Genomic DNA, 25,093 nt, shown 5'->3' with positions numbered 1-25,093 from the left:
AATCAACATTTGTTCAAAATAAAAACTTTATAATGAAAAATAACAGCTTCTTCTTTTTGGCACTACTTTTTTTGAGCTTTGTTGCAAATGCCCAAAACAAAACCGAAAGTCCTGCGGATCACGTTAATATTTTAATGGGAACACAATCGATTTACAGTTTGTCAAACGGAAATACATATCCCGCAATTGCCCGCCCTTGGGGAATGAATTTTTGGTCACCGCAAACAGGCAAAATGGGTGACGGTTGGATGTACACTTACACCGCCGAAAAAATACGCGGATTCAAACAAACTCACCAGCCATCCCCTTGGATTAACGACTATGGGCAATTTTCAATCATGCCGGTTACAGGAAAATTAGCTTACAAAGAAGACGACAGAGCTAGCTGGTTCAGCCATAAATCAGAAATTGCAAAACCGCATTATTACAGCGTTTATCTTGCGGATTTTGATATTAATGCCGAAATGACTGCCACCGAAAGAGCGGCTCATTTCCAATTCACTTTTCCAAAAAATGAACAATCATCTGTTGTGATTGATGCTTTCGATAAAGGCTCGTATATCAAAATTATTCCTTCAGAAAATAAAATCATTGGCTACACGACCAGAAACAGCGGTGGTGTTCCTGATAATTTCAAAAATTATTTTGTTTTGATATTCGACAAGCCTTTTGAAACAAAATATACTTGGAATGACAATGCATTGGTAAAAGACCAACTCGAAATGAAAGCCGACCATTCGGGCGCTGTCGTTGGTTTTAAAACCAATAAAGGCGAAAAAGTGAATGTTCGTGTAGCTTCGTCATTCATCAGCATTGAACAGGCGGAACAAAATTTAAAAGCCGAATTGAATAATGCCCCGTTTGAAAAAGTAGTGGCTGAATCCAAAGCAGCTTGGAATACAACTTTAGGAAAAGTAAAAGTAGAAGGCGGAACCGAAGAGCAGATTAACACTTTTTACTCTTGCTTGTACCGAACTGTTTGTTTTCCACAAAAATTATATGAAATAGATGCCAAAGGAAAAATTGTACATTACAGTCCGTACAACGGAAAAGTTTTGGACGGTTATATGTATGGCGGAACAGGATTTTGGGACACTTTCCGCGCATTATATCCTCTGTTGAATTTGGTTTATCCTTCAATCAACAAAGAAATGCAGGAAGCTTTGATTAACGATTATAAAGAAGGTGGATTTTTACCTGAGTGGTCAAGTCCAGGTTTAAGAGATTGCATGGTGGGTAACAACTCTGCTTCAGTAGTTGCTGAGGCATATCTAAAAGGTTTAAGAGGCTACGACATCAACACTTTATATGAAGCTTTACAGCACGGTGCAAACAACGAAGGCCCGAATGCCACAGGACGTAAAGGTGTGGAATATTACAACACTCTGGGTTATGTTCCTTATGATGTAAAAATCAACGAAAATGCCGCCCGTACTCTTGAATATGCTTATGATGATTTTACGATTTGGAAATTGGCGAAAGCACTAAATCGTCCGGCTGCAGAAATTGTTTTGTACGAAAAACGAATGATGAATTATAAAAACGTGTTCAATCCGGAATTCAAATTGATGAGCGGAAGAAACAAAGACGGCAGTTTTACCAAGGATTTCAATCCGTTCAAATGGGGTGATGCTTTTACCGAAGGGAATAGTTTGCATTACAGCTGGAGCGTTTTTCATGACATTCAGGGATTGATTGATTTGATGGGGGGCGAAAAAGCCTTTACTGCAAAATTGGACGAGGTATTTTCGTTAGCCCCAACATTTGACGATTCATATTATGGCAGCGTGATTCATGAAATACGCGAAATGCAGATTATGAATATGGGACAATATGCCCACGGAAATCAGCCGATTCAGCATATGATTTATTTATACAATTTTGCGGGACAACCCTGGAAAACGCAATATTGGTCAAGGGAAGTGATGAACCGTTTATACAAACCAACGCCTGATGGCTATTGTGGTGACGAAGACAACGGACAAACTTCAGCTTGGTATATTTTCTCTTCAATGGGCTTCTACCCTGTTTGCCCAGCTTCGGATGAATATGTTTTGGGTGCGCCTTTGTTCAAAAAAGTTACGGTTACTTTAGAAAACGGAAAACAAATAGTTATCAAAGCAGAAAAAAATTCAGCCGAAAACAAGTACGTTCAGGAATTGAAATGGAATCAAAAAGTATATGATAAAAATTATATCAATCATTTTGAATTGCAAAAAGGAGCTGAATTGGATTTCGATATGGTAAATAAACCAAATGAAAAACGAGGAACTTCAAAAGCAAGTTATCCGTATTCTTATTCAACAGAGAAAAAATAAACAAACTCAGATTTCACTACTTTCTACAAACCTAATTTATAGAGATTAGTTCAATTTGAGTCAAAAAAATAAAAAATATGCAATCACGTAGAAAATTCATAAAGAACACCGGGATTTTATCGGCAGGAATGCTTGCCTTGAACACTGAAGTTTTTGCTTCAAATACTAATTCCTTTTTCAATTTCGCTTCCGATTTTGTTAGTCAACGTCCACCATTGGCACAACGCAAGTTCACCAGTAAAGCCATTGAAGATGCCATTGTAAGAATCAAAAAACAAATTGCCAATCCTGAATTGGCCTGGCTGTTCGAAAACTGTTTTCCAAACACTTTGGACACAACTGTCGATTTTGAAATCATCGACGGAAAACCAGACACCTATGTGATTACGGGTGACATTGATGCCATGTGGTTGCGTGATTCCACAGCTCAGATTTGGCCTTATATTCCTTTTGTGAAAGAAGATAAAAAGCTGAAAGAATTGGTAAAAGGAGTAATCAACCGTCAAACGAAATGTATTTTGTTAGATCCTTACGCGAATGCTTTTTACAAAGATTTCAACCAAGTAAGCGAGTGGAAAAGCGATATTACCAAAATGCAGCCAGGAATTCACGAGCGCAAATGGGAAATAGACAGTTTGTGTTATCCCGTTCGTTTGGCTTATGGCTATTGGAAAGAAACTGGGGACATTTCGATGTTTGATGAAAATTGGAAAAAAGCCATGAATTTGGTTTTACAAACATTCAAAGAACAACAACGTTGGACAGACAAAGGACCTTACACTTTCCAAAGAAACACCGCTTGGGCGACAGATGGCGTGCCTTTATCGGGTTATGGCTATCCCGTAAAACCTTGCGGATTAATTGTTTCGACTTTCCGTCCTAGTGATGACAGTACATTGTTTGGCTATTTGATTCCGAGCAATATGTTTGCCATCGAAATATTGGGCTACATGATTGAAATGTGTTCTACTTCGGCTTTGAAAGATGATGAAATTATAAGGAAAGCAACCGAATTAAGAGCACAAGTTCAAAAAGGATTGAAAGAAAACGGAATCATCACCCACCCAAAATTCGGTGAAATTATTGCTTTTGAAGTAAACGGTTATGGTAGTTTCCACTTTATGGATGATGCTAATGTGCCATCGTTATTGTCATTACCTTATTTAGGAGCAGTAAAACCTGATGATAAATTGTATTTGAATACCCGAAAAGTGGTGCTTTCAGACAACAATCCATTTTTCTATAAAGGAAAAGCAGCCGAAGGAATTGGAGGCCCACACACAGGAGCCGACACAATCTGGCCAATGAGTATCATTCTGAGAGCAATTACGAGTGTGGATGAAAACGAAATTCGAAATTGTATCAGCACCTTAAAGAAAACTCACGCCGATACAGGGTTTATGCACGAATCAATTCATAAAGACGACGCCACAAAATTTACTCGCAAATGGTTTGCTTGGGCAAATACTTTGTTCGGGGAATTGATTGTCAATGTCAGCAAAAATCATCCAAATATTCTAGCTGATAAAAATATTTAAATACATTCCTATGAAAAAATACTTATTACTATTGCTGATTTTTACAAGTGTTTTATCTTATGCACAACGAGCTGAAAACATTATCATCATAACGACAGATGGGCTAAGATGGCACGAGATTTTTGAAGGGATGGATCAGACAATTACCAAAGACAAAAGATTTAATCAAGGGGACAGTACCTATATTTTTAATAAATACTGGAGTCCTGACGTTAAAGAACGTAGAGAAAAATTGATGCCATTTATGTGGTCACTTGTTGCTTCAAAAGGACAATTATATGGAAACAGAAATTATGGAAATAAAGTAAATAATGCCAATCCACATTGGTTCAGTTATCCGGGTTATAGCGAAATAATGACTGGTTATGCCGATCCTGCCATAAACTCAAATGATTATGCTCCGAATCCTCATGTTACCTTACTGGAGTTTTTAAACCAACAACCAAAACTAAAAGGAAAAGTAGCGGCTTTTGGTGCATGGGAAGCATTTGATCGAATCTTAAATGAAAAACGAAGCGGAATACCCGTGGCTTCAGCTTTTGATAATGTAGGAGGAAACCACCCAACGGAACAGCAGAAACTAATCAATAACATGCTTAGGGATTCTTACAAACCTTGGCATGCCGATGAGTGTTTTGATGTCTTTACGCAATACGAAGCCATGGAAGAATTAAAAACAAATAAGCCAAAAGTATTGTATGTTGCTTTTGGAGAAACAGACGAATGGGCCCATGCGGGACAGTATCGTTCTTATTTGGATGCGGCTCATCAGGTTGACGCTTGGGTTAAACAAATTTGGGACTTTGTACAGAATGATCCAAAATATAAAAACAAAACAGCTTTGTTCATTACAACGGATCATGGTCGTGGTGATAAAATAAAACAGGAATGGACTAGTCATGGTAGTTCTATTCAGGATGCATCCGAAATATGGTTTGCCGCTATGGGACCTGGAATTAGTGAGAAAGGAGAAGTAAAAATGGAAGGACAGCTCTATCAACAACAATTTGCCCAGACCATTGCTAAACTGATGGGATATACTTATAAGGCAGAACATCCTATAGCTAAAGAAATAACAGAAGTATTGAAATAATAAACTTTTTTTCAAATAATCATTTTAATGAATCAATAATTTTCAGTTATCCTCTCAATTAAAAACATTTAATTTCAAAATAAATTTTCAAATGAATCGATTTTTGTTTTCAATCCTGACAATCTTAAATATAGTGCTTACCCAAGCGCAAAATAAGACTGAGCGCAAACAAAATTCGCCCAATCAGTTAACTAATGTTGATTGGCTGGTTACACCAATTACAAAAAAAGCAACAGTTTACACGGAAGGAAAAAACATTATCTTGAATAATGGATTGGTACGAAGAACTTTTCGAATTACACCCAATGTTGCCTGTACCGATTTTACCAATCTGACTAATAACCAACAATTACTCAGAGCAGTAAAACCAGAAGCAAAAATCACACTTGACGGAAAAGAATATGCCATCGGAGGATTGAGAGGCCAAAAAGAAAATGCCTATTTATTGCCGGAATGGATTGATAAAATGGAAGTTGGAAAAGAAGATTTCACATTCGTGAATTATACAATTTCAGATATAAAACCATACATCAATTGGAAATCGACCAATTGGGCAATGAACAAAAAACAAGCCTCCGGAAAATTGTTAGTTTTTGAATACGCCACTTCCCTACCGGAAATGAAAGGTGTGAAAGTAAAAGTAAATTACGAATTATATGATGGTTTGCCATTGATTACAAAATCGATTTCAATCGAAAATGCAAGCCAGAAAGTTTTTAAACTAAATAAAGTTGTAAGCGAAACCATCGCAATGGTCGAAGAACAAAGCGCTGTAGAAGGCAATCCCGAAAAGATGAGAAACCAACACGGATTCTATATTGAAACCAATTATGCTTTCAACAATTCGATGAGTTATGAGTTGAGCGACCAAACGACTCATTGGAAAATGGATTCCGTTTACACTTCCCAAGTACATTATAACTACAAAACGCCATGTCTTCTTGAAGTGTATCCCGATAAAGCACCGGGTATTGAATTGAAACCAAACGAAGTTTACAATTCGGTTCGCTCTAATGAATTACTGATTGATACCTACGACCGTCAACGTCGCGGGCTGATGATTAAGAGAATGTACAGCACGATTGCGCCTTGGACTACCGAAAATCCAATTTTCATGCACTTGGTAAGTCAAAATGACGAACAAGTGCGTACAGCAATTGACCAATGTGCCGCTACGGGTTATGAAGCGTTAATTTTGAGTTTCGGAAGTCATTTGAATATGGAATTGGACACACCCGAAAATCACCTAAAATGGAAAGCTTTGGCCGATTACGCTCACGGCAAAGGAGTTAAAATCGGAGGGTATTCCTTGTTCAGCAGTCGACGAATCAGTGATGAAGACGATGTGGTCGATCCAAAAACTGGAAAACCAGGTGGTGCCTTTTTTGGTAATGCTCCTTGTTTTGGAAGCAAATGGGGATTGTCATACAGAGACCATATCAAGAATTTTTTTACGGTGACCGGTTTTGATATTTGGGAAAATGACGGGCCGTATCCTGGTGATCTTTGTGCTTCGACGACACATCCAGGACACAAAGGTTTGGATGATTCGCAATGGAGACAAATGGAAATCCAAAAAGAACTTTACCGTTGGTTGAACGAAAAAGGAGTTTATATCAACGCTCCCGATTGGTATTTCCTTGACGGAACACACAAAATTGCCTTGGGCTATAGAGAAACAAACTTCTCTAGGTCGAGAGAACAACAACGTATTTTGAACCGTCAGAACATCCACGACGGAACGATTGAAAAATCGGCCTCAATGTCTTGGGGATTTGTTCCTTTGACCGTTTATCAAGGTGGAGACGCTTCGGCAGTTTTGGAACCGTTGAGCGAACATCTAAAAGACTACGAACAATTAATGATCCAATATTACGGAGCGGGAGTTCAGGCCTGTTATCGAGGACCACGATTGTATGATACCGATGCCACGAAAGAATTGGTTAAAACAACAATCAATTGGTACAAAAAATACCGTGAAATTCTGAATTCCGATATGATTCAATTGCGTCGTGCCGATGGCAGAGACTGGGACGGGTTCGTGCATGTGAATCCAACATTGAAAGAAAAAGCATTTATCATGTTGTACAATCCTACCAAAGAAAAAATGACCAAAACAATCAAAGTACCGCTATATTATTCGGGATTGACCGACAAAGCCATGATTCGTGAGAAAGAAAATGTAGCCAAAAGTTACAAAATCAACCGCAATTATGAAGTGGATTTGACTTTCACAATCGAACCGGAAAGTTATACTTGGTATGTCGTCGAATAACAAATAGAAATTGAATTTTAAAAGGCATATTAGCTTTAACTATGTCAAGATAATTCAATTAATTCATTAAAAAAAAGTTGCATTAGAATCAAAAACACTAACTAAAACTAAGCATAAAAAAAGGAAAATATTGGTTTTATGTTAAAAACTGGGTACCTGATATTCAATTTACTAATACGATTTAGTATTTCAATAAAATTTACCTACTTTTAGCAAAAAATCTAAAAAAAGAAAAAAATAAAGGAACAAAAGTATAAAAATGAAAAAAAGATTTGCAATAGGAATGGATATTGGCGGTTCGCACATTACTGCCGCAATTATTGATATAAATGAGATGAAAGTCGTTGAAGGGTCTGTTTCTAAAGTTTCTTTCAATTCTAATTTACCAGTTAAAGTGGTAATGGATTTTTGGGAAAATGCTATTCGTTCTTTATGTGAAAAAACACAGGTGGAAAAACTATCCGGAATTGCTATGGCTATCCCAGGTCCATTTGATTATGAAGATGGAACTTGCTGGATTAAAGACCAAAATAAATACGATAATTTCTACGGTCTAAACATAAAAGACCTGTTAAGAGAACGTTTTGATTTTGATCAGCATTTCCCAATTGTTTTCGAAAACGATGCTATCAGTTTCGGAAAAGGAGAAGTTTACAAAAACACACAAAACCTTTCTAAAAAAGTAATGGCGATTACATTGGGAACAGGGCTTGGTTCTTGTTTTATCGAAAACGGAAAAATTGTAAATTCAGGTGAAAACGTCCCTAAGCATGGTGAAATATGGGATCATCCTTATCAAAACGGTATAGCCGAAGATTCTATATCATTAAGAGGATTACTTTCCAATTACCATCATTTAAGCGACATCCAACTAAAAAAAGGCATAGAACTATATCACTTGGCTATTGAGGGAGATGAAAAAGCAATCAAATCTTTTAATAAATTTGGAGAAGACATAGCCGAGGTTGTAATTCCTTGGTTAAAAAGCTTTAATGCCGATATGCTTGTTATTGGCGGTAAATTAGCAAACGCGGGAGATTTATTTCTGAATATTTTCAGAAAAAAAGTAAAAGACGCAGGAATTGAAATTGAACTGGTAATCTCAAGTGATAATGAAACAGCCGCTTTATTAGGAGTAGCCACATTGCTTTACGAAGTTAACGTATAATAATACTTTCTGATTTTTACAATCAGATTTAAAATAAAAAGAGATGACAAATCGTAGAAATTTTCTAAAAAAAACTGCCATTGCATCCGCAGCAGTTGCATTGAGCTCCTTCAAAGGAATTGCTTCAGAAGGTGAAGAAACAATTATTGATTCTTCAAAAGTAAGAAAGCCTATTGTTCTTTCTACTTGGCGTTTTGGGCTTGAGGCCAATGAAGCGGCCTGGGAAGTATTGAAAAAAGGAGGACGTGCCTTAGATGCTGTTGAGGCTGGTGTAAGAGTACCCGAAGGCGATCCGAAAGAAAGAAGTGTGGGTTACGGAGGACGTCCCGACAGAGATGGACGCGTAACGCTGGATGCCTGCATCATGGACGAAATGTCGAATATAGGGTCAGTAGGATGTTTAGAATTCATCAAACACCCAATATCTGTGGCACGTGCCGTGATGGAAAAAACACCACACGTAATGTTGGTGGGAGACGGAGCGCTTCAATTTGCCTTATCGCAAGGTTTTCCTAAAGAAAACTTATTAGTTCCTGATTCCGAAAGAGAATGGAAAGAATGGTTGAAAACTTCAGAATATAAACCAATTGCCAATATCGAAAACCATGATACCATCGGGATGATTGCATTGGATGCTGCCGGAAATCTGTCGGGAGCCTGTACTACGAGCGGAATGGCATTCAAAATGCACGGACGATTAGGTGACTCCCCTATTATCGGTGCTGGCTTGTATGTGGATAACGAAATTGGAGCCGCAACTGCAACTGGGCACGGCGAAGAGGTAATCCGAATTGCAGGATGTCACTTGGTTGTCGAATTGATGCGTCAAGGCAGATCTCCTCAAAAAGCATGTGAAGAAGCGGTTTTGAGAGTAGTTAAACTGATGAAAAATAGAAATAAAAATTTAAAAGATATTCAGGTTGGATTTATTGCCTTGAACAAGAAAGGCGAATACGGTTCTTATTGTGTTCAGAGTGGTTTTAACTATGCAGTCTATGACGAAACCGGAAACCGATTGATCGATCCAGATTTTTATTTAAAACCATAAAAAAAAACAAAAGTATTAACCAGTACAATGAAAAGATACAATTTGGAAATTGCTTGTTTCAATCCGGAATCGGCAGTAATTGCTCAAAAAAATGGTGCAAATCGTGTTGAACTTTGTGATGAAATGATCGAAGGAGGAACAACACCTTCGCCAGAAGCTGTAATCGCAACTCGCGAAGAGTTGACCATTGACTTGAACGTAATGATTCGTCCACGTGGCGGAAATTTCGTTTATAGCGACGCGGAATTCGAACAAATGAAACAAGAAGTAAAAGAATACAAAAAATTTAAAGTTGACGGATTTGTATTCGGAATTTTAAATAAGGACAACAGTATCAACGTAGAACGAAACAAAGAGTTGGTGTTTTTGGCAAGACCGTTGCCTTGTACTTTCCATCGTGCTTTTGACGTGGTTACCGATGTTTACAATTCCTTGGAAACCGTTATTGATTGTGGATTCAAAACCATTTTGACTTCGGGACAGGAACCAAATGTGGTGGAAGGAATTTCAGTTTTGGAGCAACTGGCCAAAAAAGCAGGAAACCGTATCGTTATTATGCCTGGCGGAGGTGTTCGTTCCTCGAATATAACCATGCTAAAAGAAAAAATGAATACATCATTCTACCATTCATCGGCAATAACCGATGGAACAGAAATAGCCGATGGCAAAGAAATAAAAGCTTTGGTTACTAATTTAAAGTAAAAAACACTCGCATAAATATTTTACTTGTGAGGCATTTATCATTTTAAAAAAGACACAAAATGAAAAACAGATTCAAGTTATTGTTTGCAACATTCGTATTTGCCAATACAATTTCGCTTCATGCCCAAAACGATTTCAGCATGAAGGCTGACAAATCAGAAGAGGAAGGTTATGTATGGACAAAAGATCCACTTGTAAAAGCCAACCTTGATAAATGGCAGGGTTACAAATTTGGCGTATTGATCCACATGGGACTTTACACTCAGTTAGGAACAGTGGAATCTTGGGGCTTGGCTCCGGAAGATTGGGTAACCAGAGACGGTTATGACAGTTATTACAAATATGCCACCGATTACAGAAACACCAAATACAAATTGAATCCGACAAATCTTGACTCAGAAAAATGGGCAAAAATGTTCAAAGGTGCCGGAGCAAAGTATTTGATTTTTACCTCCAAACACCATGATGGATTTTGTATGTATGATTCGAAATTTACCGATTTTAAAATCACAAATCCAGAACTGCCTTATGCCAAAAACCCTAAAGCCGATGTGTTAAAAAACGTATTGGATGCTTCCAGAAAAGAAGGATTGGCAGTGGGAGTCTATTTCTCAAAACCTGACTGGACAACCGAAAACTTCTGGTGGTCCTATTACCCGCCAAAAGACAGAAACCCTACTTATGACATCACAAAATTTCCAGACAGATGGAAAAGCTATGTACAATACACTCAAAATCAATTAAACGAGTTAACTACAAATTACGGAAAGGTTGACATTCTTTGGCTTGATGGATGTTGGGTTCGACCATTGTCCACCATTAACAAAAAAGTGGAGGAATTCTGTAAATATCCATACGATATGGACATCAACATGAAATTGATTTCGGAAACAGCCCGCAAAAAACAACCGGGAATGTTGGTTGTAGACCGTTGGGTTCCCAGCGAATATGAAAATTATTTGACCCCAGAACAAAAAACACCGGAGAAGCCATTATCTGTGCCATGGGAAAGTTGCATCACTCTTGGAGGAGCTTGGGGCTGGGTACCAAATGACAATTACAAATCTTCAAAAGAAGTAGTGCAATTGATGACCAGCATCGTAGTAAAAGGTGGAAACCTGTTACTGGGAGTTGGACCTGATGCTAAAGGTGAATTTGATCCAAAAATTGAAAAAACTTTGGCTAGCGTAGGGAAATGGCTTGCAGTAAACGGTGAAGCTATTTACAATACTAAACCTATTGCGCCATATTTAGACGGAAAAGTGGGTTATACTCAAAAAGGAAATGCAATTTACGGTATTTATATGCCTGCAAAAGATGAAAAAGAATTACCTGCCGAAATTAACATCAAAACCGATTTGAAAGGCAGTTTGAAAGCCACTTTATTGAGCAACAAACAAAAGTTGTCCAGCAAAAAAACGGACAATGGAATTATAATAACTATTCCGAAAGAACTTAGAACTTCTTTGGCTAGTCAAGAAGCCATTGTTATCAAAGTAAGTAAATAATTCTTTGGAAGAAGCGATAGAAATAATCAGTCAGTAATACAATCATTTTATTGACTGATTATTTTTTGCTCCTATTTAAAATTATAAAAGATGAAAAAACAGTTATTAACAGTTTTAGGATGTTTTGCGTTTTTATCGATGACAGCCCAAAAAGTGAGTGCTCCTGCCCCCTATGGAGCTTTACCAAGTGAAGCCCAATTGCATTGGCAGGAATTGGAACAATATGTTTTGGTTCATTTCACGCCAACAACTTTTCAAAACAAAGAATGGGGATATGGAGATGCCGACCCACAAATTTTTAATCCAACCAAATTTGATGCGAGTCAAATCGTGAATGCTGCCAAAGACGGAGGTTTCAAAGGAGTGATTCTTGTTGCCAAACACCATGATGGATTCTGTTTGTGGCCTACTAAAACAACTTCTTACAATATTAGCAAAAGCCCTTTCCGTGACGGAAAAGGCGATATGGTGAAAGAGTTTGAACTTGCAACACGCAATGCAGGAATGAAATTTGGACTCTATTGTTCGCCTTGGGACAGAAACAATGAAGATTATGGAAAGCCTGAATATGTTACCAAATATCGTAATCAATTGAGAGAATTGTACTCGAATTACGGAAAATTATTCATTACCTGGTTTGATGGTGCCAATGGTGGCGACGGTTATTATGGCGGTAAAAAAGAAAAAAGAAATATCGACCGCTCAACTTATTACGGATGGGATACAACTTGGGGGATTTCGAAAGAAATGCAGCCTGGAGCTGCTATTTTTGCGGATAATGGTGATGTTCGCTGGGTAGGAAATGAAAACGGTTTTGCAGCTGAAACCTCTTGGGCAACCTTCACTCCTGAACCGACAGCAGGTAAAACTAAAGCTGCTCCCGGAGAAACCAATTCAGAAAAAGCACCGGAAGGAACACGAAACGGTGAATTTTGGAAACCTGCCGAATGTGATGTACCTCTCAGAAATGGTTGGTTCTACCATGCAAACGAAGACAATCAGGCAAAATCAGTTTCAAAATTATTCGAGATTTACTGTAAATCTGTTGGAAGAGGTGGTTGTCTGGATTTAGGAATTTCACCTAATACAGAAGGTTTATTACATCAAAATGACGTCAAAGCATTGAAAGATTTCGGAGATTTCTTAAAGCAATTATATGCCGATAATCTAGCAAAATCAGCGGTAATTACTGCTTCGGAAATTAGAGGAGATGATAACAAATCATTCGGAACCAAAAATCTGACTGATGACGATCGTTACTCCTATTGGGCTACCAGTGATGATGTAAAAAAAGCTTCAGTTACTTTAGAATGGAAAAAAGAACAAACTTTTAATATCATCCGTCTGAGAGAAAACATCAAACTTGGTCAACGCATCGAAAAAATTGAAATTGATGCTTTTATCAATGGTAATTGGAAAAAAGTGGGCGAAGCTACAAGTATTGGAGCTAATAGATTAGTGCGCTTACAAAATTATATATCCACTTCAAAACTGAGAATTCGTATCGAAGAATCACCTGTTTGTATTGCTTTAAGCGATGTGGGAGTGTTTAAAGAACCGGAACAATTACCGCTTCCAAAAATCAAAAGAGACAAAGTGGGAATGGTTTCAATATCTACCGATATGGCGGTAAACCAAATCCGTTACACCATCGACGGAACTGAACCTACTGCTCAATCTCCGGTCTATGAAGGTGCCTTTTCATTTTTAACATCTGGTGAAATCAAAGCCAAATCATTCGGTACCGATATGAACGCTGGTGAAACGGTAATTCAATCGTTTAATGTCAGTAAAAAAGACTGGAAAATAGTCGCTGCTTCTTTTGATAATCAGGAAAAAGGAAAATCATCGAATGCAATTGACGAAAATGAAGAAACCCTTTGGAACACTTCCGATAATACATCGGCAACAGCCTTACCTCAATCTATTACTGTCGATATGGGTAAAGAAATATCAATCGTTTCCTTCTCCTATTTACCGCGTCAAAATGGAACTGGTGGAATTGTGAAAAACTACCAATGGCAGACCAGTACAGATAATAGTACTTGGACAACTGTTGCCGAAGGTGAATTTTCCAATATCAAAAGTAATCCAGTAGAGCAAAACATAGTTTTAAAAGCACCTATAAAAGCGAGATATTTTAAATTTATCGGAAAAACTAGTGTGGATGGGAATTATATCAGTGCCGCTGAATTGGGAGTAAAAACACTAAAATAAAATCTAAAACAGGACCATGCGTATTTTAAAACAAAATAGTATCATACTGATGTTAGTTTTATCAATGATGGTTGTAAAAGCACAGAATTCCTCAAAAGTTAAATTAATTACTCAGGAGAATATTTTCCCTGAGAACACTTTCAAAAGCTGTCATGCCTCTACCTTGGTTGAATTAAGTGATCATCGTATAATGGCATCTTGGTTTGCAGGCGAGCATGAAGGTGCCAATGACGTAGCGATTTGGACATCAGTTTTGGAAAACGGAAAATGGAGTCAACCTAAATCCGTTGCCAACGGAATTCAAAATGACACCGTACGTTTTGCCTGTTGGAATCCGGTTTTATTCAAAAACAAAAAAGGAAAATTGTTTTTGTATTACAAAGTAGGCCCAAATCCACGGGAATGGTGGGGAGAAATGAAGGTTTCCAACAACGACGGAAAATCGTGGGGAAAAGCCATAAGATTGCCTAATGCAATTCTGGGGCCTATCAAAAACAAACCGATTCAACTTAAATCTGGTAAAATTATTTATCCTTCGAGCACAGAAAGCGTAAAGGATGATATTTGGAAAATACATATAGAAATTAGCGACAGTAATGCTTCCAAATGGAATAAGATAGCTATCGACAACGGAGAATTTGGATTGATTCAACCTTCTATTGTGGAATACACAGATGGAAGTCTTCAAATGCTATGCAGAAGTCGACAAAATGTAATCGTCGAAACCTGGTCAACAGATGAAGGATTGACTTGGTCAAAACCTGCTGCGATTTCACTCCCCAATCCCAATTCAGGTATTGATTCCGTGATGCTTAAAAACGGTAGTCAGATTTTGGTTTATAATCCAATGATTTCTGGAAAAGATTGGTGGTTGGGACGCTCAGAACTGAGATTGGCCATTTCTAAAGACGGAAAAAACTGGACTGATATTTACACTTTAGAAAAACACGAAAAAGGGGAATACAGTTATCCTGCAATCATACAGAGCGAGGACGGAAATATTCACATTTCATATACTGACAACAGGAAAAACATACATTATATTTCGGTTGATATCACTCAATTATAATTGAAAAATCCTTTAACATAAAAAAACAGCTGTGATTTAAACGAAAATCACAGCTGTTTTTTTTTTTGAGAAATCTCTTTATTACTCGACCATAATTTCATCAACAAACAACCAAGCAGATTGATTTTCGCCGGGATGGCCCGCAGGACACTGACCTAGGTTTTTGGCGGTAACGCGAACAACTTTCACTTTCTGTTCCGAAAATTTGGCCGTAAAGTCTTTTATCTGCGTGTCTCTTTCTGCAACTGGAATAGTATTGGTTATTGTTTTTACTTCCTTAAAATTAATTCCATCATTCGATACTTCAAACTTCACCCATTGCGGCAAAAACACCCACTGCCCCCAATTTTGGATACACCCCAAAGTAATGCTGCCAACAGCAGTGCTCGCTCCCAAATCAATAGTGGCAACCAAATCATTTCCATTGAATGCATGCCATTGTTTACTTATATTTTTTGTCCCTCTAAAACCATCCGTTAGTGAATTGGCTCCATTAGCAGGATAATAGCGACTAAAGGCATTTGTATATGTCACTGTTTTTCCTGTAGCCTTATTAAAAGTAAATGATTGTTCTGCTGGTTTGGCATTCATCACCTTGTTGTTCAACGCCATGATTGCTTTTACTGTCATAGAACTATTGACTTCAAAAGGTTTTTCATACTTAGTGCTTCCGGTTGAAGGAATACTTCCATCGATTGTATAATAAATTACACCATCTGTATTCTCTGTATCGAGAGCAATAGAAAGTTTGTTATTTTCTACAATTGGCATAATATCCACTTTAAAATTCCCTTTGGAATAATGAAGCCCTTTTTGCTCAAAACCTACCAAATGAGGTTGCAAACGCTCATTGAAATTTTTCCAATTGCGTTGTTCTTTTGGAGACCACAATACTTCTGCCAAAGCCGGCATACGAGGAAGAATCATATATTCTGCCTGTTCTGCTGTTGGTATATATTCTGTCCATAGATTAGCCTGCGAACCCAAAACGCGTTTACCTTCTTCCTTGCTTAATTCGGCAGGAATCGGTTCATAACTATACACTTTTTTCAAAGTATTAAAACCTCCAATCGCAGCTGGCTCTGTTTCCGGATCACCCTGATAATGGTCAAAATAGCAAGGAAAACCGGGAGTCATAATAACATCGTGTCCCATCTTGGCAGCCTCGATTCCTCCTGCTTCGCCTTGCCAGCTCATAACAGTCGCTTCTGGAGCTAATCCTCCTTCCAGAATTTCATCCCAACCAATCATTTTTCTATCCTTTGAAACCAAGAATTTTTCCATTCGACGAATAAAATAACTCTGCAATTCTTTTTCATCTTTCAATTGCTCCGTTTTCATTCTGGCTTGACATTTTGCGCAATTTTTCCAACTCGTTTTATCCACTTCATCTCCTCCAATATGAATGTATTTAGAAGGAAAAATAGCCATCACCTCAGTAAGTACATCCTCCAAAAAAGCAAAAGCCTGATCATTGCCCGCACAGTAATTACTTTCGCCTTTGCTGGCAAAGAAATTTCCTGATTGACCGAAATTATTTTTTGAGTTACAGGAAAGCTCAGGATAAGCAGCCATTGCCGCCTCTGAATGACCTAGCATTTCAATTTCTGGTACCACAGTAATATTTCTTTCTTTGGCGTAAGCCACAATTTCTTTGGCCTGTTCTTGGGTATAATAGCCTCCGTAAGTCGATTTACTTCTGTCTGCATTAAATTCTACCTCGGCCCAGTTCCACGATTTCCCCCAATCATCTACACGCCAAGCTGCCTGCTGGGTAAGTTTAGGATATTTTTTGATTTCCAAACGCCATCCGGCTCCGTCAACCAAATGCCAATGAAAAACGTTCATTTTATAAGTCGCAAGCAAATCGATAAATTCTTTCACCAATTCGGGTGCAAAAAAATGGCGGCTGACATCCAGCATCAATCCTCTCCATTGAAAACGAGGATAATCCTTGATTTCCATACTAGGAATCTGAACCAAATCATTGTTTCTTGTAAAAGGTAAAGTTTGCAATAACGATTGAACCCCATAAAACAATCCTTTGGATGTATTGGCTTTTACAAGAATTTCGTTCGGATTCACACTAATCAAATAGCCCTCATCCCCTATTTCTCCAATTTTATCGATGCTAAAAATAATCTTCCCTCCTTGAGTCTTATTATCTTTTAACTCATAGCCGGAAACTTTCTTTACATATTCTGTGAAAAAGTGAACCACTTTCTCCGTTTCCTTATCTTTTTTGGAAAATTTTATTGTTGTTTTGTCATCAATGACAAAACTGCCTTGTTTCATTTCTAAGCTTACGGGTTGCGGAATAATGTGAACTGCCTGCTGCGCCCTCGATAACATGGAGAATAGCAATACCGTCAATAAAATTGTTTTTTTCATTTTTTACAGGTTTATATTATTTTATGAATCACTTTAAAAAAAATCATTTTTTCCCAGATATGAAAGGTTTTCTTCTTAGAAATTACCCTATTAATTTTTATAAAATTTTACAAAAAAAGTATAGCGCAATAACAAGAATCTCCACACTAACCTTCAGATAAACTGCAAGTTTTTAGTTAAATTTGCATTATTTGGGAATTTGAAAGATATAATAACTAAAGCATATTTTTTAATTCAATATTATCTTAGTTTAATTATTAATTATCTTTACAAAAAAAAACGAATAATGAAAATTGAAAAAACAAAAATCACATCATACCTAAATAGCTACATTTCTGTTATTTCTCGTGAAGATCCTTTTTTTCAATCTCCTTTTCATTCGCATCCGGAACTCGAATTAGTCTATATCAAAGAAAGTTATGGAAAGAGAATTGTTGGGAATTCTGTAGAACAATTTGTGTCTGGCGACATGGTTTTTCTTGGTTCAGACATTCCTCATGTATGGTTAAATGACGAAATTTATTACAAGGGTATAAACACACTAAAGGCCCAAGCTATAGTAGTTTATTTTAACAAAGACATCTTTGGTCCCATTTTTTATGAATTAAAAGAAACCCAAAAAATAAACAATCTCTTTAATCGAGCAGGCAGAGGCCTATCTATTACAGGAAAAACAAACGAATTGATTGCTAAAAAATTAGAGAAATTGGTTCACAAAAAAAACTTCGAAATCATTATTGGACTTTTTGAGATTTTATCAATGCTTTCCGAAAGCAGCGATATTTCATTTGTAAATAACGAAGCTTACACTCCGGCAAATGAAAGTGCCAAAAACGATCGCCTTTCGGATGTTTTCGAATATGTAAAAGATAATTTTAAACAAGATATTTCGCTGGATGAAATTGCCAAAATTGCTAATCTAACACCAACCTCCTTTTGCAGAATGTTTAAGTCAAAAACCCAAAAACATTTTGTGGAATACCTTAACGAGATTCGGGTTTCCAATGCCTGCAAATTTCTAATTGAAACCGACATGGGCATGTCTGAAATTGCATATGAATGTGGATACAAAACTGTTTCCAATTTCAATAAACTTTTCAAAAAATTGACTGAAACCACTCCAAAAGAATACCGTAAAAACACAGAAAACTAATTTCTTTCGAATTTATACAGGACTCCTTTATATTGTACAAAATTTATAATGTTTTTTTTAAAAAACAAAGAAATCTCCAAACCCAACAATACAACAATCTAGATACCCCTTTCAGTAATTCTCTTTTCTAGGCAAACATTTTTACAGCAAACAATAGACATACAGCTACTTAGGTAACATATTTTTATTATTTCTATTTTCAGAGATAATAAATAGTTAATCTAGGATAATATTGAATTAATAAATTTACTTTAGGAATTATACCTTTCGAATTCTAAAATAGTAAAAAATTAATAAAATCCGTATGGCATTATCACCTACTTCAGTTGTTCGAAAGAGCGTTGATTCTACAGAAAATAAAAAGTGGTTATTTCCCTTTATTTTGGTAACCAGCTTGTTTTTTTTCTGGGGATTTGTACACAATTTGGATCCAATCCTTATTCCTCATCTAAGAAAAGCCTTTAATCTTACAGATTTACAGTCTTCTTTGATAGATTCTTCCGTATTTATAGCCTATTTTGTTATGGCTTTGCCAGCGGGTTATATCATGCGAAAGTATGGATACAAATCGGGTATTATGATAGGATTGACTTTATTTGGTATAGGTTCAATTTTATTTGTGCCTGCAGCCAATTCATTACAATATATTTATTTCCTTGGAGCTTTGTTCATTATCGCCTGCGGACTTACTTTTTTAGAAACAGCGGCCAATCCGTATGTAACTATATTGGGACCTTCTGAAACGGCAACCAAAAGATTAAATTTTTCGCAGTCCTTTAATGGGTTAGCTGCTTTTATAGCTCCAGCTTATATTGGACCCATGATTTTGTCTGGGAAAAATTTGACTCAAGAGCAGATGGATGCCATGAACCCTTCGCAATTGCACAATTATCTTTTAGAAGAAGCTGCAAGTGTCAAAATGCCTTATTTAATTTTAGGATTGATTATTTTGGCTGTGGCCGTAGTATTTTATTTTACTAATATGCCTGATGTAAAAGACGAAGATAAAGAAGGTGTAGACGGTGCAAGTTTTGCCGGCGCCCTGAAATCGATGCGATTAAGATGGGGAATTCTGGCACAATTTTTTTATGTGGGAGCACAAGTTTGTGTGGCTAGTTTTTTCATAAAAATGGCAACCACTTCTGCAGCTCTTACAGAAGATACTGCAGCCAAATATTTAGGCATTTTTGGTTTAACGTTCATGATAGGACGTTTTGCCGGAACATTTTTTATGCAATATATACAGCCAAGAAAATTACTGATTATATATTCAATAATCAATATTTTACTTTCAATTTTAGCGATAATGGGTACAGGTATGATTGTGGTTTATACTCTAATTGCAATTGCATTTTTTATGAGCATTATGTTTCCAACTATCTTTTCTATGGGAATTGATGGACTTGGGCACAATACTAAAATTGGATCTTCGTTGATCGTAATGTCAATCGTGGGAGGAGCTTTATTACCTCCGGTTTTAGGATTAATCTCGGATGCTACAGGAAACATTCAAAACGGTTATGTTGTTCCATTGACTTGTTTTTCAGTAATACTGTTGTTTGCATTTAATGGACATAAAACAAATCAAGCATAAATTCTATTTAATATAATTATGGAAATGAAAAGATTAGTAGTGAAAATGCACCCAAGCGATAATGCATTGGTGGCTTTGATCGATTTATCAAAAGGAGAAAGTGTTATTTTTGAAGGGCAAACATATATCCTTCAAGACAATATTAAAGAAAAACATAAATTTTACACCTCTGATTTGAGTAAAGGGGATGAAGTGATTATGTATGGTGTTTTGGTTGGAAAAGTACAATGTGATGTGGCCAAAGGAAGTCTGATGACCACCGAAAATCTAAAACATGCCGCTGAACCTTACGGGTATCGTCAAACAGATTTTACATGGCAAGCCCCAGATGTTTCAAAATACAAAGACAAGACATTTAAGGGATTCAAAAGAAAAGACGGCCGTGTGGGAACTGCCAATTACTGGTTATTTGTACCAACCGTTTTTTGTGAAAACCGAAATTTGGATGTAATTAAAGAAGCTTTGCACAATGAATTGGGTTATTCAGTCAGCGATAAATACACACAGTATGCCCACCAATTATTGGAGGCTTACCAAAGCGGAGAAAATATTGATTCAGTTGACCTACAACTTACGCCAAATAATAGTGCCAATCGTGTTTTTAAAAATGTAGATGGAATAAAATTTCTCAATCATCAAGGGGGTTGTGGAGGTACACGTCAGGATTCGGCAACTTTAAGTGCTTTATTGGCATCTTATGCTAACCATCCAAACGTGGGAGGTATAACGTTGTTAAGTCTGGGCTGTCAGCATTTGCAAGTGCAGGATTTTGTGAATGACGTGAAGAAACAAAATCCGGCATTCAATAAACCATTACTTATTTTTGAACAACAGCAAACCGAAAGCGAAGAAACATTAATTGCTAATGCCATTAAAAAGACCTTCGAGGGCTTAATAGAAATCAATCAATATGAAAGATCAGAAGCTCCGTTAAGCGAATTGTGTGTTGGTGTAAAATGTGGTGGAAGCGATGGTTTTAGTGGGGTTTCCGCTAATCCAGCCGTAGGATACACTTCAGATTTATTGGTAGCTTTGGGAGCTAAAGTTTTATTGGCTGAGTTCCCTGAATTATGTGGTGTTGAACAAAACCTGATTGATCGTTGCACAACGGAAACTTCGGCTAAAAAATTTATTGATTTGATGCAATCTTACGATGCTTTGGCTCATAAAGTGGGGTCTGGCTTTCATATGAATCCATCTCCAGGAAATATCAAGGACGGATTAATAACCGATGCTATAAAAAGTGCCGGTGCCGCCAAAAAAGGAGGAACAGCACCTGTGGTCGATGTATTGGATTATACTGAACCAGCAACAAAAGCAGGTTTGAGTTTGGTTTGTACACCCGGAAATGATGTAGAGGCAACAACTGGTAAAGCAGCTTCTGGAGCGACATTAATCTTGTTCACCACAGGATTGGGAACTCCAACGGGCAATCCCGTTTGCCCTGTAATTAAGGTAGCTACCAATTCCATTTTAGCAAAAAAAATGAGTGATATTATTGATATCGATTGTGGACCGGTAATTAGTGGAGAAAAAACCATTGAAGAAATGGGTGAAGATATTTTGGAATATTGCATTAAAGCGGCCAGTGGAGAAATTATTCCTAAAGCAGTACAATTGAACCAAGATGATTTCATCCCATGGAAACGTGGTGTTTCATTATAAAAAATATTATAATTTTAAAATATACAAATCATGTTTTCATTACAAAATAAAAAGGCGGTAATAACAGGAGGCGGAAGCGGAATAGGGAAAGCAATTTCGGTTTTATTTGCCAAACAAGGAGCCGAAGTCCATATTGTTGAATTGACTCAGGAAAGCGCACAATCAGCAGTGGAAGAAATAAAATTGTCTGGAGGAAAAGTGTTTTCTCACGCCTGCAATGTGGCCAATCAGCAAGAAGTATCGGCAACATTCGAGACAATTGGAGCTATCGATATCTTGGTTAACAATGCTGGAATCGCCCATGTGGGAAAAGTAGAAACTACTCCAGAAGCCGATTTTGATCGTATCATGAGCGTAAATGTAAAAGGTGTTTACAATTGTTTGCATATGGCTGTGCCACAACTAAAAATTTCTGGTCGTGGAGTAATACTGAATATGGCCTCAATTGCGGCTTGGGTAGGTATCCCAGATCGATTTGCTTATTCTACGGCAAAAGGAGCTGTAATGGCAATGACTTTATCGGTAGCCAGAGATTATTTGGGAGATAATATTCGTTGTAATTCGATTTCTCCGGCACGAGTTCACACTCCTTTTGTGGATGGATTCATTTCCAAGAATTATCCAGGCCAGGAAGCCGAAATGTTTGAAAAATTATCAAAATCACAACCCATAGGCCGTATGGCTAAACCAGAAGAAGTTGCTGCTTTAGCGCTGTTCTTATGTAGTGATGAAGCTGGTTTTATTACCGGTTGCGATTATCCAATTGATGGTGGATTTATCAAACTGAATAATTAATTCGAAGTCATTAGTTGAAATAAACAAATTACTCTGCATTGAAAGTGCAGAGTATTTTGTTTTATGGGGTATTGTGAACTTCATACTTTATCTATTAGTACTAAGAGCTAATGGATACCCAAACATTTTGAGTACCTGTTTTACTTTTTAAGTTTCAGATTTTTTTGTGCTCTTTTATTTTTCGACTAACCATAAGTGATACTCCAACTCATTCCGCAAAGTCTTCCTGTATGGCATTACCTAGTTTCTTTTTTTTTACAAAATCAGATAAATTATTCACACTTTGAAATTTATTGATTTTATAGATTGCTCCTTTTGGAATACAAGATTTTCTTTAAATTAATACTTTTAAGTTATGAGATTTTGTTTTTCCTTTGGTTTTCAAACAAATTAAATGATTTAAGAAAAAAAAAGTAACACTCAAAATACTTTTGAAGATGTCCTTTATTAATCTGTGCTTGAATCACCCGCATTCCTGATTTTTTTTCTGAATTATAGTTTAATTTGTTTAAGGGCCGGTACAAAATTAGGATTTGTGGTTTTAGCAAACACTCAAAGCAATTGGTATTTAGTACTCAAAACGTTTAAAAGCTTCGATTGCCTCATACTCGGCAAGTCCTAATTTATCGTATAATTTTGCCGTGCTTTTATTTCGATCCTCGGCTCTAACCCAAAATTCTCTTGAATCATTTCCTTGGAACATTACTCTGTCTTTTTGGGATTGGTGGTACAAAATGGCTTGTCTTTTCAACATAACTTCATCAGGACTCAATGGAACAGCCATATCAATTTCATGAATATCCCATTCGTGCCAAGCTCCTCTATACAGCCACAACCAACAATCGTTCATGAATGGTTTCGATTTTAATGCTTTCATAGCCGCAAAAATGGCATTCAAACATACTTCGTGTGTACCGTGCGGATCGGCAAGATCTCCTGCAGCAAATACTTGATGTGGTTTAATTCTCTCGATAATTTCCTTTACAATTGCAATATCTTCTGGTCCTAATGGTTTCTTTTGAACCATACCCGTTTCATAGAATGGCATATCCAAGAAATGAGTGTTTTCGTCTTTCAAACCGATGTATCTTGTTGCCGCGTACGACTCGCGTCTTCTAATTAATCCTTTTAATTTACGCACTTCGGCAGAATCGCTTTGTCCAATTGTTTTTGAATTGATTGAATCTATTACAGCTTGAAAATTGATTCCTGATTTATCTTTTTCGACAAAATCATTGCAAACTTCAGCAAACTTCAAAGCCTCATCATCAGTAACCGCAATGTTTCCAGAAGTTTGATACACCACATGTACATCGTGACCTTGTTTGATTAATTTGGCAAATGTTCCTCCCATCGAAATAACGTCATCATCTGGATGTGGACTGAACAGAATCACTCTTTTCTTGGCGGGATTCGAGCGTTCCGGTCTATTACTGTCATCTTTATTCGGCTTTCCTCCTGGCCAGCCAGTAATGGTATGTTGCAATACATTAAACATATTGATGTTCAAATCGTAAGCCGAACTTCCTGCTGCCAATAAATCGGACATTCCATTGTTGTTGTAATCTCTGTCAGTCAATTTAAGGATTGATTGATCGGTATGTTGGCAGAGCCAAACAATTGCTTTATTTTTTAACTGTTCCGTCCAAATACACTCCCCTACCAACCAAGGTGTTTCCAATCTCGTCAATTCCGAAGCTGCTCCTTCATCCAACACAAAAGTAGTATTGTTATGATTTTGCAAAAATGTCGCAGGAACTTCAGAGCTGATATCGCCTTGAATGGTTCTCTTGATAATGGATGCTTTGTTTTGTCCCCAAGCCATCAAGACAATTCTTTTGGATCTCAAAATGGTGGAAACTCCCATCGTGATCGCTTTTTTTGGAACATTCCCAATTCCATTGAAATCACCAGAAGCATCCACTTTTGTAATATGGTCCAAAGTGATAATTCGAGTTCCAGAATTTATGTGTGAACCCGGCTCATTAAAACCAACGTGACCCGTGCGACCAATTCCCAACAATTGAAAATCCAATCCTCCGGCATTTTTAATATTCATTTCATAATCAACACAAAACTGGTTTAGGTCTTCCAAAGAAACAGTTCCGTCAGGAATATTGATGTTTTCCGGTCTAATGTCAACATGATTAAAAAGATGCTGGTGCATGAAATAATGGTAACTTTGGTTACTTTCCTTAGGCATAGGATAATATTCGTCCAAGTTGAAAGTCACAACATTGTCAAAACTCAAACCTTCTTCTTTGTGCATACGAACCAATTCCTGATATACTTTTATTGGAGAAGAACCAGTAGCTAGACCTAATACACACTTTTTGTTTTTTTCTTGTTTGGAACGAATTAAATCGGCAATCTCTTGAGCAACGATTATTGAAGCATCCGCTGAGTTTTTAAAAATTACGTTGTGGATTTTTTCAAAACGGGTATCTTCAAACTGACCTGCTTTTTTGAAGCTTATCTCTCTTTCTGATTCTAATGTATTTTCCATTTTCTTATTTTTAATAAATTTTATTATTCTTTAAATATTGAGATTAATTTTTC

At 37.0% G+C, this 25,093-nt stretch carries 16 protein-coding genes; 14 read left to right on the top strand and 2 right to left on the bottom strand.

Annotated elements, in window-relative coordinates:
* Positions 1-32 precede the first annotated feature (32 nt).
* From HQN62_RS09735 to HQN62_RS09690, 10 genes are all read left to right on the top strand, one after another.
* Positions 33-2,318 (top strand): GH92 family glycosyl hydrolase, encoded by a 2,286-nt coding sequence (locus HQN62_RS09735; RefSeq protein ID WP_173504215.1) that lies wholly within the window; start codon positions 33-35, stop codon positions 2,316-2,318.
* 77 nt (positions 2,319-2,395) lie between these two features.
* Complete coding sequence (locus tag HQN62_RS09730; RefSeq protein WP_173504214.1) at positions 2,396-3,856, top strand: glycoside hydrolase family 125 protein; 1,461 nt, start codon at positions 2,396-2,398, stop codon at positions 3,854-3,856.
* A gap of 10 nt (positions 3,857-3,866) precedes the next feature.
* Positions 3,867-4,949 (top strand): alkaline phosphatase family protein, encoded by a 1,083-nt coding sequence (locus HQN62_RS09725; protein WP_173504213.1) that lies wholly within the window; start codon positions 3,867-3,869, stop codon positions 4,947-4,949.
* Between the two features lie 91 nt (positions 4,950-5,040).
* Positions 5,041-7,224: an alpha-galactosidase gene (locus HQN62_RS09720; RefSeq protein ID WP_173504212.1), complete on the top strand. Its 2,184-nt coding sequence runs from the start codon at positions 5,041-5,043 to the stop codon at positions 7,222-7,224.
* A 259-nt stretch (positions 7,225-7,483) separates the two neighbouring features.
* Entirely contained in the window at positions 7,484-8,392 is a 909-nt protein-coding gene (locus HQN62_RS09715; RefSeq protein WP_173504211.1) for an ROK family protein, read from the top strand.
* 43 nt (positions 8,393-8,435) lie between these two features.
* Positions 8,436-9,440: an isoaspartyl peptidase/L-asparaginase family protein gene (locus HQN62_RS09710; protein ID WP_173504210.1), complete on the top strand. Its 1,005-nt coding sequence runs from the start codon at positions 8,436-8,438 to the stop codon at positions 9,438-9,440.
* A gap of 27 nt (positions 9,441-9,467) precedes the next feature.
* Positions 9,468-10,142, top strand: a complete 675-nt coding sequence (locus tag HQN62_RS09705; protein WP_173504209.1) for a copper homeostasis protein CutC — start codon at positions 9,468-9,470, stop codon at positions 10,140-10,142.
* Between the two features lie 59 nt (positions 10,143-10,201).
* Complete coding sequence (locus HQN62_RS09700; RefSeq protein ID WP_173504208.1) at positions 10,202-11,650, top strand: alpha-L-fucosidase; 1,449 nt, start codon at positions 10,202-10,204, stop codon at positions 11,648-11,650.
* 90 nt (positions 11,651-11,740) lie between these two features.
* Positions 11,741-13,867, top strand: a complete 2,127-nt coding sequence (locus HQN62_RS09695) for an alpha-L-fucosidase (protein WP_173504207.1) — start codon at positions 11,741-11,743, stop codon at positions 13,865-13,867.
* A 16-nt stretch (positions 13,868-13,883) separates the two neighbouring features.
* A complete protein-coding gene (locus HQN62_RS09690) occupies positions 13,884-14,936 on the top strand; it encodes a sialidase family protein (RefSeq protein ID WP_217362481.1) in 1,053 nt (350 codons plus the stop codon).
* Positions 14,937-15,017: 81 nt separating this feature from the next.
* Here the strand turns inward: HQN62_RS09690 and HQN62_RS09685 are convergent, their stop codons facing one another.
* Positions 15,018-17,327: a glycoside hydrolase family 20 protein gene (locus tag HQN62_RS09685; protein WP_173504206.1), complete on the bottom strand. Its 2,310-nt coding sequence runs from the start codon at positions 17,325-17,327 to the stop codon at positions 15,018-15,020.
* A 286-nt stretch (positions 17,328-17,613) separates the two neighbouring features.
* On the opposite strand from HQN62_RS09685, the gene HQN62_RS09680 reads away from it, so the two are divergent.
* The 4 genes from HQN62_RS09680 (at position 17,614) to HQN62_RS09665 (ending at position 22,534) form a co-directional block, all read left to right on the top strand.
* Complete coding sequence (locus HQN62_RS09680) at positions 17,614-18,480, top strand: AraC family transcriptional regulator (RefSeq protein WP_173504205.1); 867 nt, start codon at positions 17,614-17,616, stop codon at positions 18,478-18,480.
* Positions 18,481-18,784: 304 nt separating this feature from the next.
* On the top strand, positions 18,785-20,074 hold the full coding sequence (fucP, locus tag HQN62_RS09675; protein WP_173504204.1) for an L-fucose:H+ symporter permease: 1,290 nt from the start codon (positions 18,785-18,787) through the stop codon (positions 20,072-20,074).
* A 24-nt stretch (positions 20,075-20,098) separates the two neighbouring features.
* On the top strand, positions 20,099-21,739 hold the full coding sequence (locus HQN62_RS09670; RefSeq protein ID WP_173504203.1) for a UxaA family hydrolase: 1,641 nt from the start codon (positions 20,099-20,101) through the stop codon (positions 21,737-21,739).
* A 30-nt stretch (positions 21,740-21,769) separates the two neighbouring features.
* Positions 21,770-22,534, top strand: coding sequence for an SDR family NAD(P)-dependent oxidoreductase (locus HQN62_RS09665; protein ID WP_173504202.1), 765 nt, complete (start codon positions 21,770-21,772; stop codon positions 22,532-22,534).
* A 568-nt stretch (positions 22,535-23,102) separates the two neighbouring features.
* Here HQN62_RS09665 and nagB read toward each other — a convergent pair.
* On the bottom strand, positions 23,103-25,040 hold the full coding sequence (nagB, locus tag HQN62_RS09660; protein WP_173504201.1) for a glucosamine-6-phosphate deaminase: 1,938 nt from the start codon (positions 25,038-25,040) through the stop codon (positions 23,103-23,105).
* Between the last annotated feature and the right edge of the window lie 53 nt (positions 25,041-25,093).

Origin of the sequence: Flavobacterium sp. M31R6, from assembly GCF_013284035.1 — a bacterium.
Taxonomy (GTDB): Bacteria; Bacteroidota; Bacteroidia; order Flavobacteriales; family Flavobacteriaceae; genus Flavobacterium.
This window is presented reverse-complemented; position numbering and strand designations above follow the sequence as displayed.

Coding starts and splice junctions, on each gene's coding strand:
- HQN62_RS09735 (WP_173504215.1), top strand. CDS start 33: ATGAAAAATAACAGCTTCTTCTTTTTGGCACTACTTTTTTTGAGCTTT.
- HQN62_RS09725 (WP_173504213.1), top strand. CDS start 3,867: ATGAAAAAATACTTATTACTATTGCTGATTTTTACAAGTGTTTTATCT.
- HQN62_RS09700 (WP_173504208.1), top strand. CDS start 10,202: ATGAAAAACAGATTCAAGTTATTGTTTGCAACATTCGTATTTGCCAAT.
- HQN62_RS09720 (WP_173504212.1), top strand. CDS start 5,041: ATGAATCGATTTTTGTTTTCAATCCTGACAATCTTAAATATAGTGCTT.
- fucP (WP_173504204.1), top strand. CDS start 18,785: ATGGCATTATCACCTACTTCAGTTGTTCGAAAGAGCGTTGATTCTACA.
- HQN62_RS09670 (WP_173504203.1), top strand. CDS start 20,099: ATGAAAAGATTAGTAGTGAAAATGCACCCAAGCGATAATGCATTGGTG.
- HQN62_RS09695 (WP_173504207.1), top strand. CDS start 11,741: ATGAAAAAACAGTTATTAACAGTTTTAGGATGTTTTGCGTTTTTATCG.
- nagB (WP_173504201.1), bottom strand. CDS start 25,040: ATGGAAAATACATTAGAATCAGAAAGAGAGATAAGCTTCAAAAAAGCA.
- HQN62_RS09715 (WP_173504211.1), top strand. CDS start 7,484: ATGAAAAAAAGATTTGCAATAGGAATGGATATTGGCGGTTCGCACATT.
- HQN62_RS09680 (WP_173504205.1), top strand. CDS start 17,614: ATGAAAATTGAAAAAACAAAAATCACATCATACCTAAATAGCTACATT.
- HQN62_RS09665 (WP_173504202.1), top strand. CDS start 21,770: ATGTTTTCATTACAAAATAAAAAGGCGGTAATAACAGGAGGCGGAAGC.
- HQN62_RS09705 (WP_173504209.1), top strand. CDS start 9,468: ATGAAAAGATACAATTTGGAAATTGCTTGTTTCAATCCGGAATCGGCA.
- HQN62_RS09690 (WP_217362481.1), top strand. CDS start 13,884: ATGCGTATTTTAAAACAAAATAGTATCATACTGATGTTAGTTTTATCA.
- HQN62_RS09730 (WP_173504214.1), top strand. CDS start 2,396: ATGCAATCACGTAGAAAATTCATAAAGAACACCGGGATTTTATCGGCA.
- HQN62_RS09710 (WP_173504210.1), top strand. CDS start 8,436: ATGACAAATCGTAGAAATTTTCTAAAAAAAACTGCCATTGCATCCGCA.
- HQN62_RS09685 (WP_173504206.1), bottom strand. CDS start 17,327: ATGAAAAAAACAATTTTATTGACGGTATTGCTATTCTCCATGTTATCG.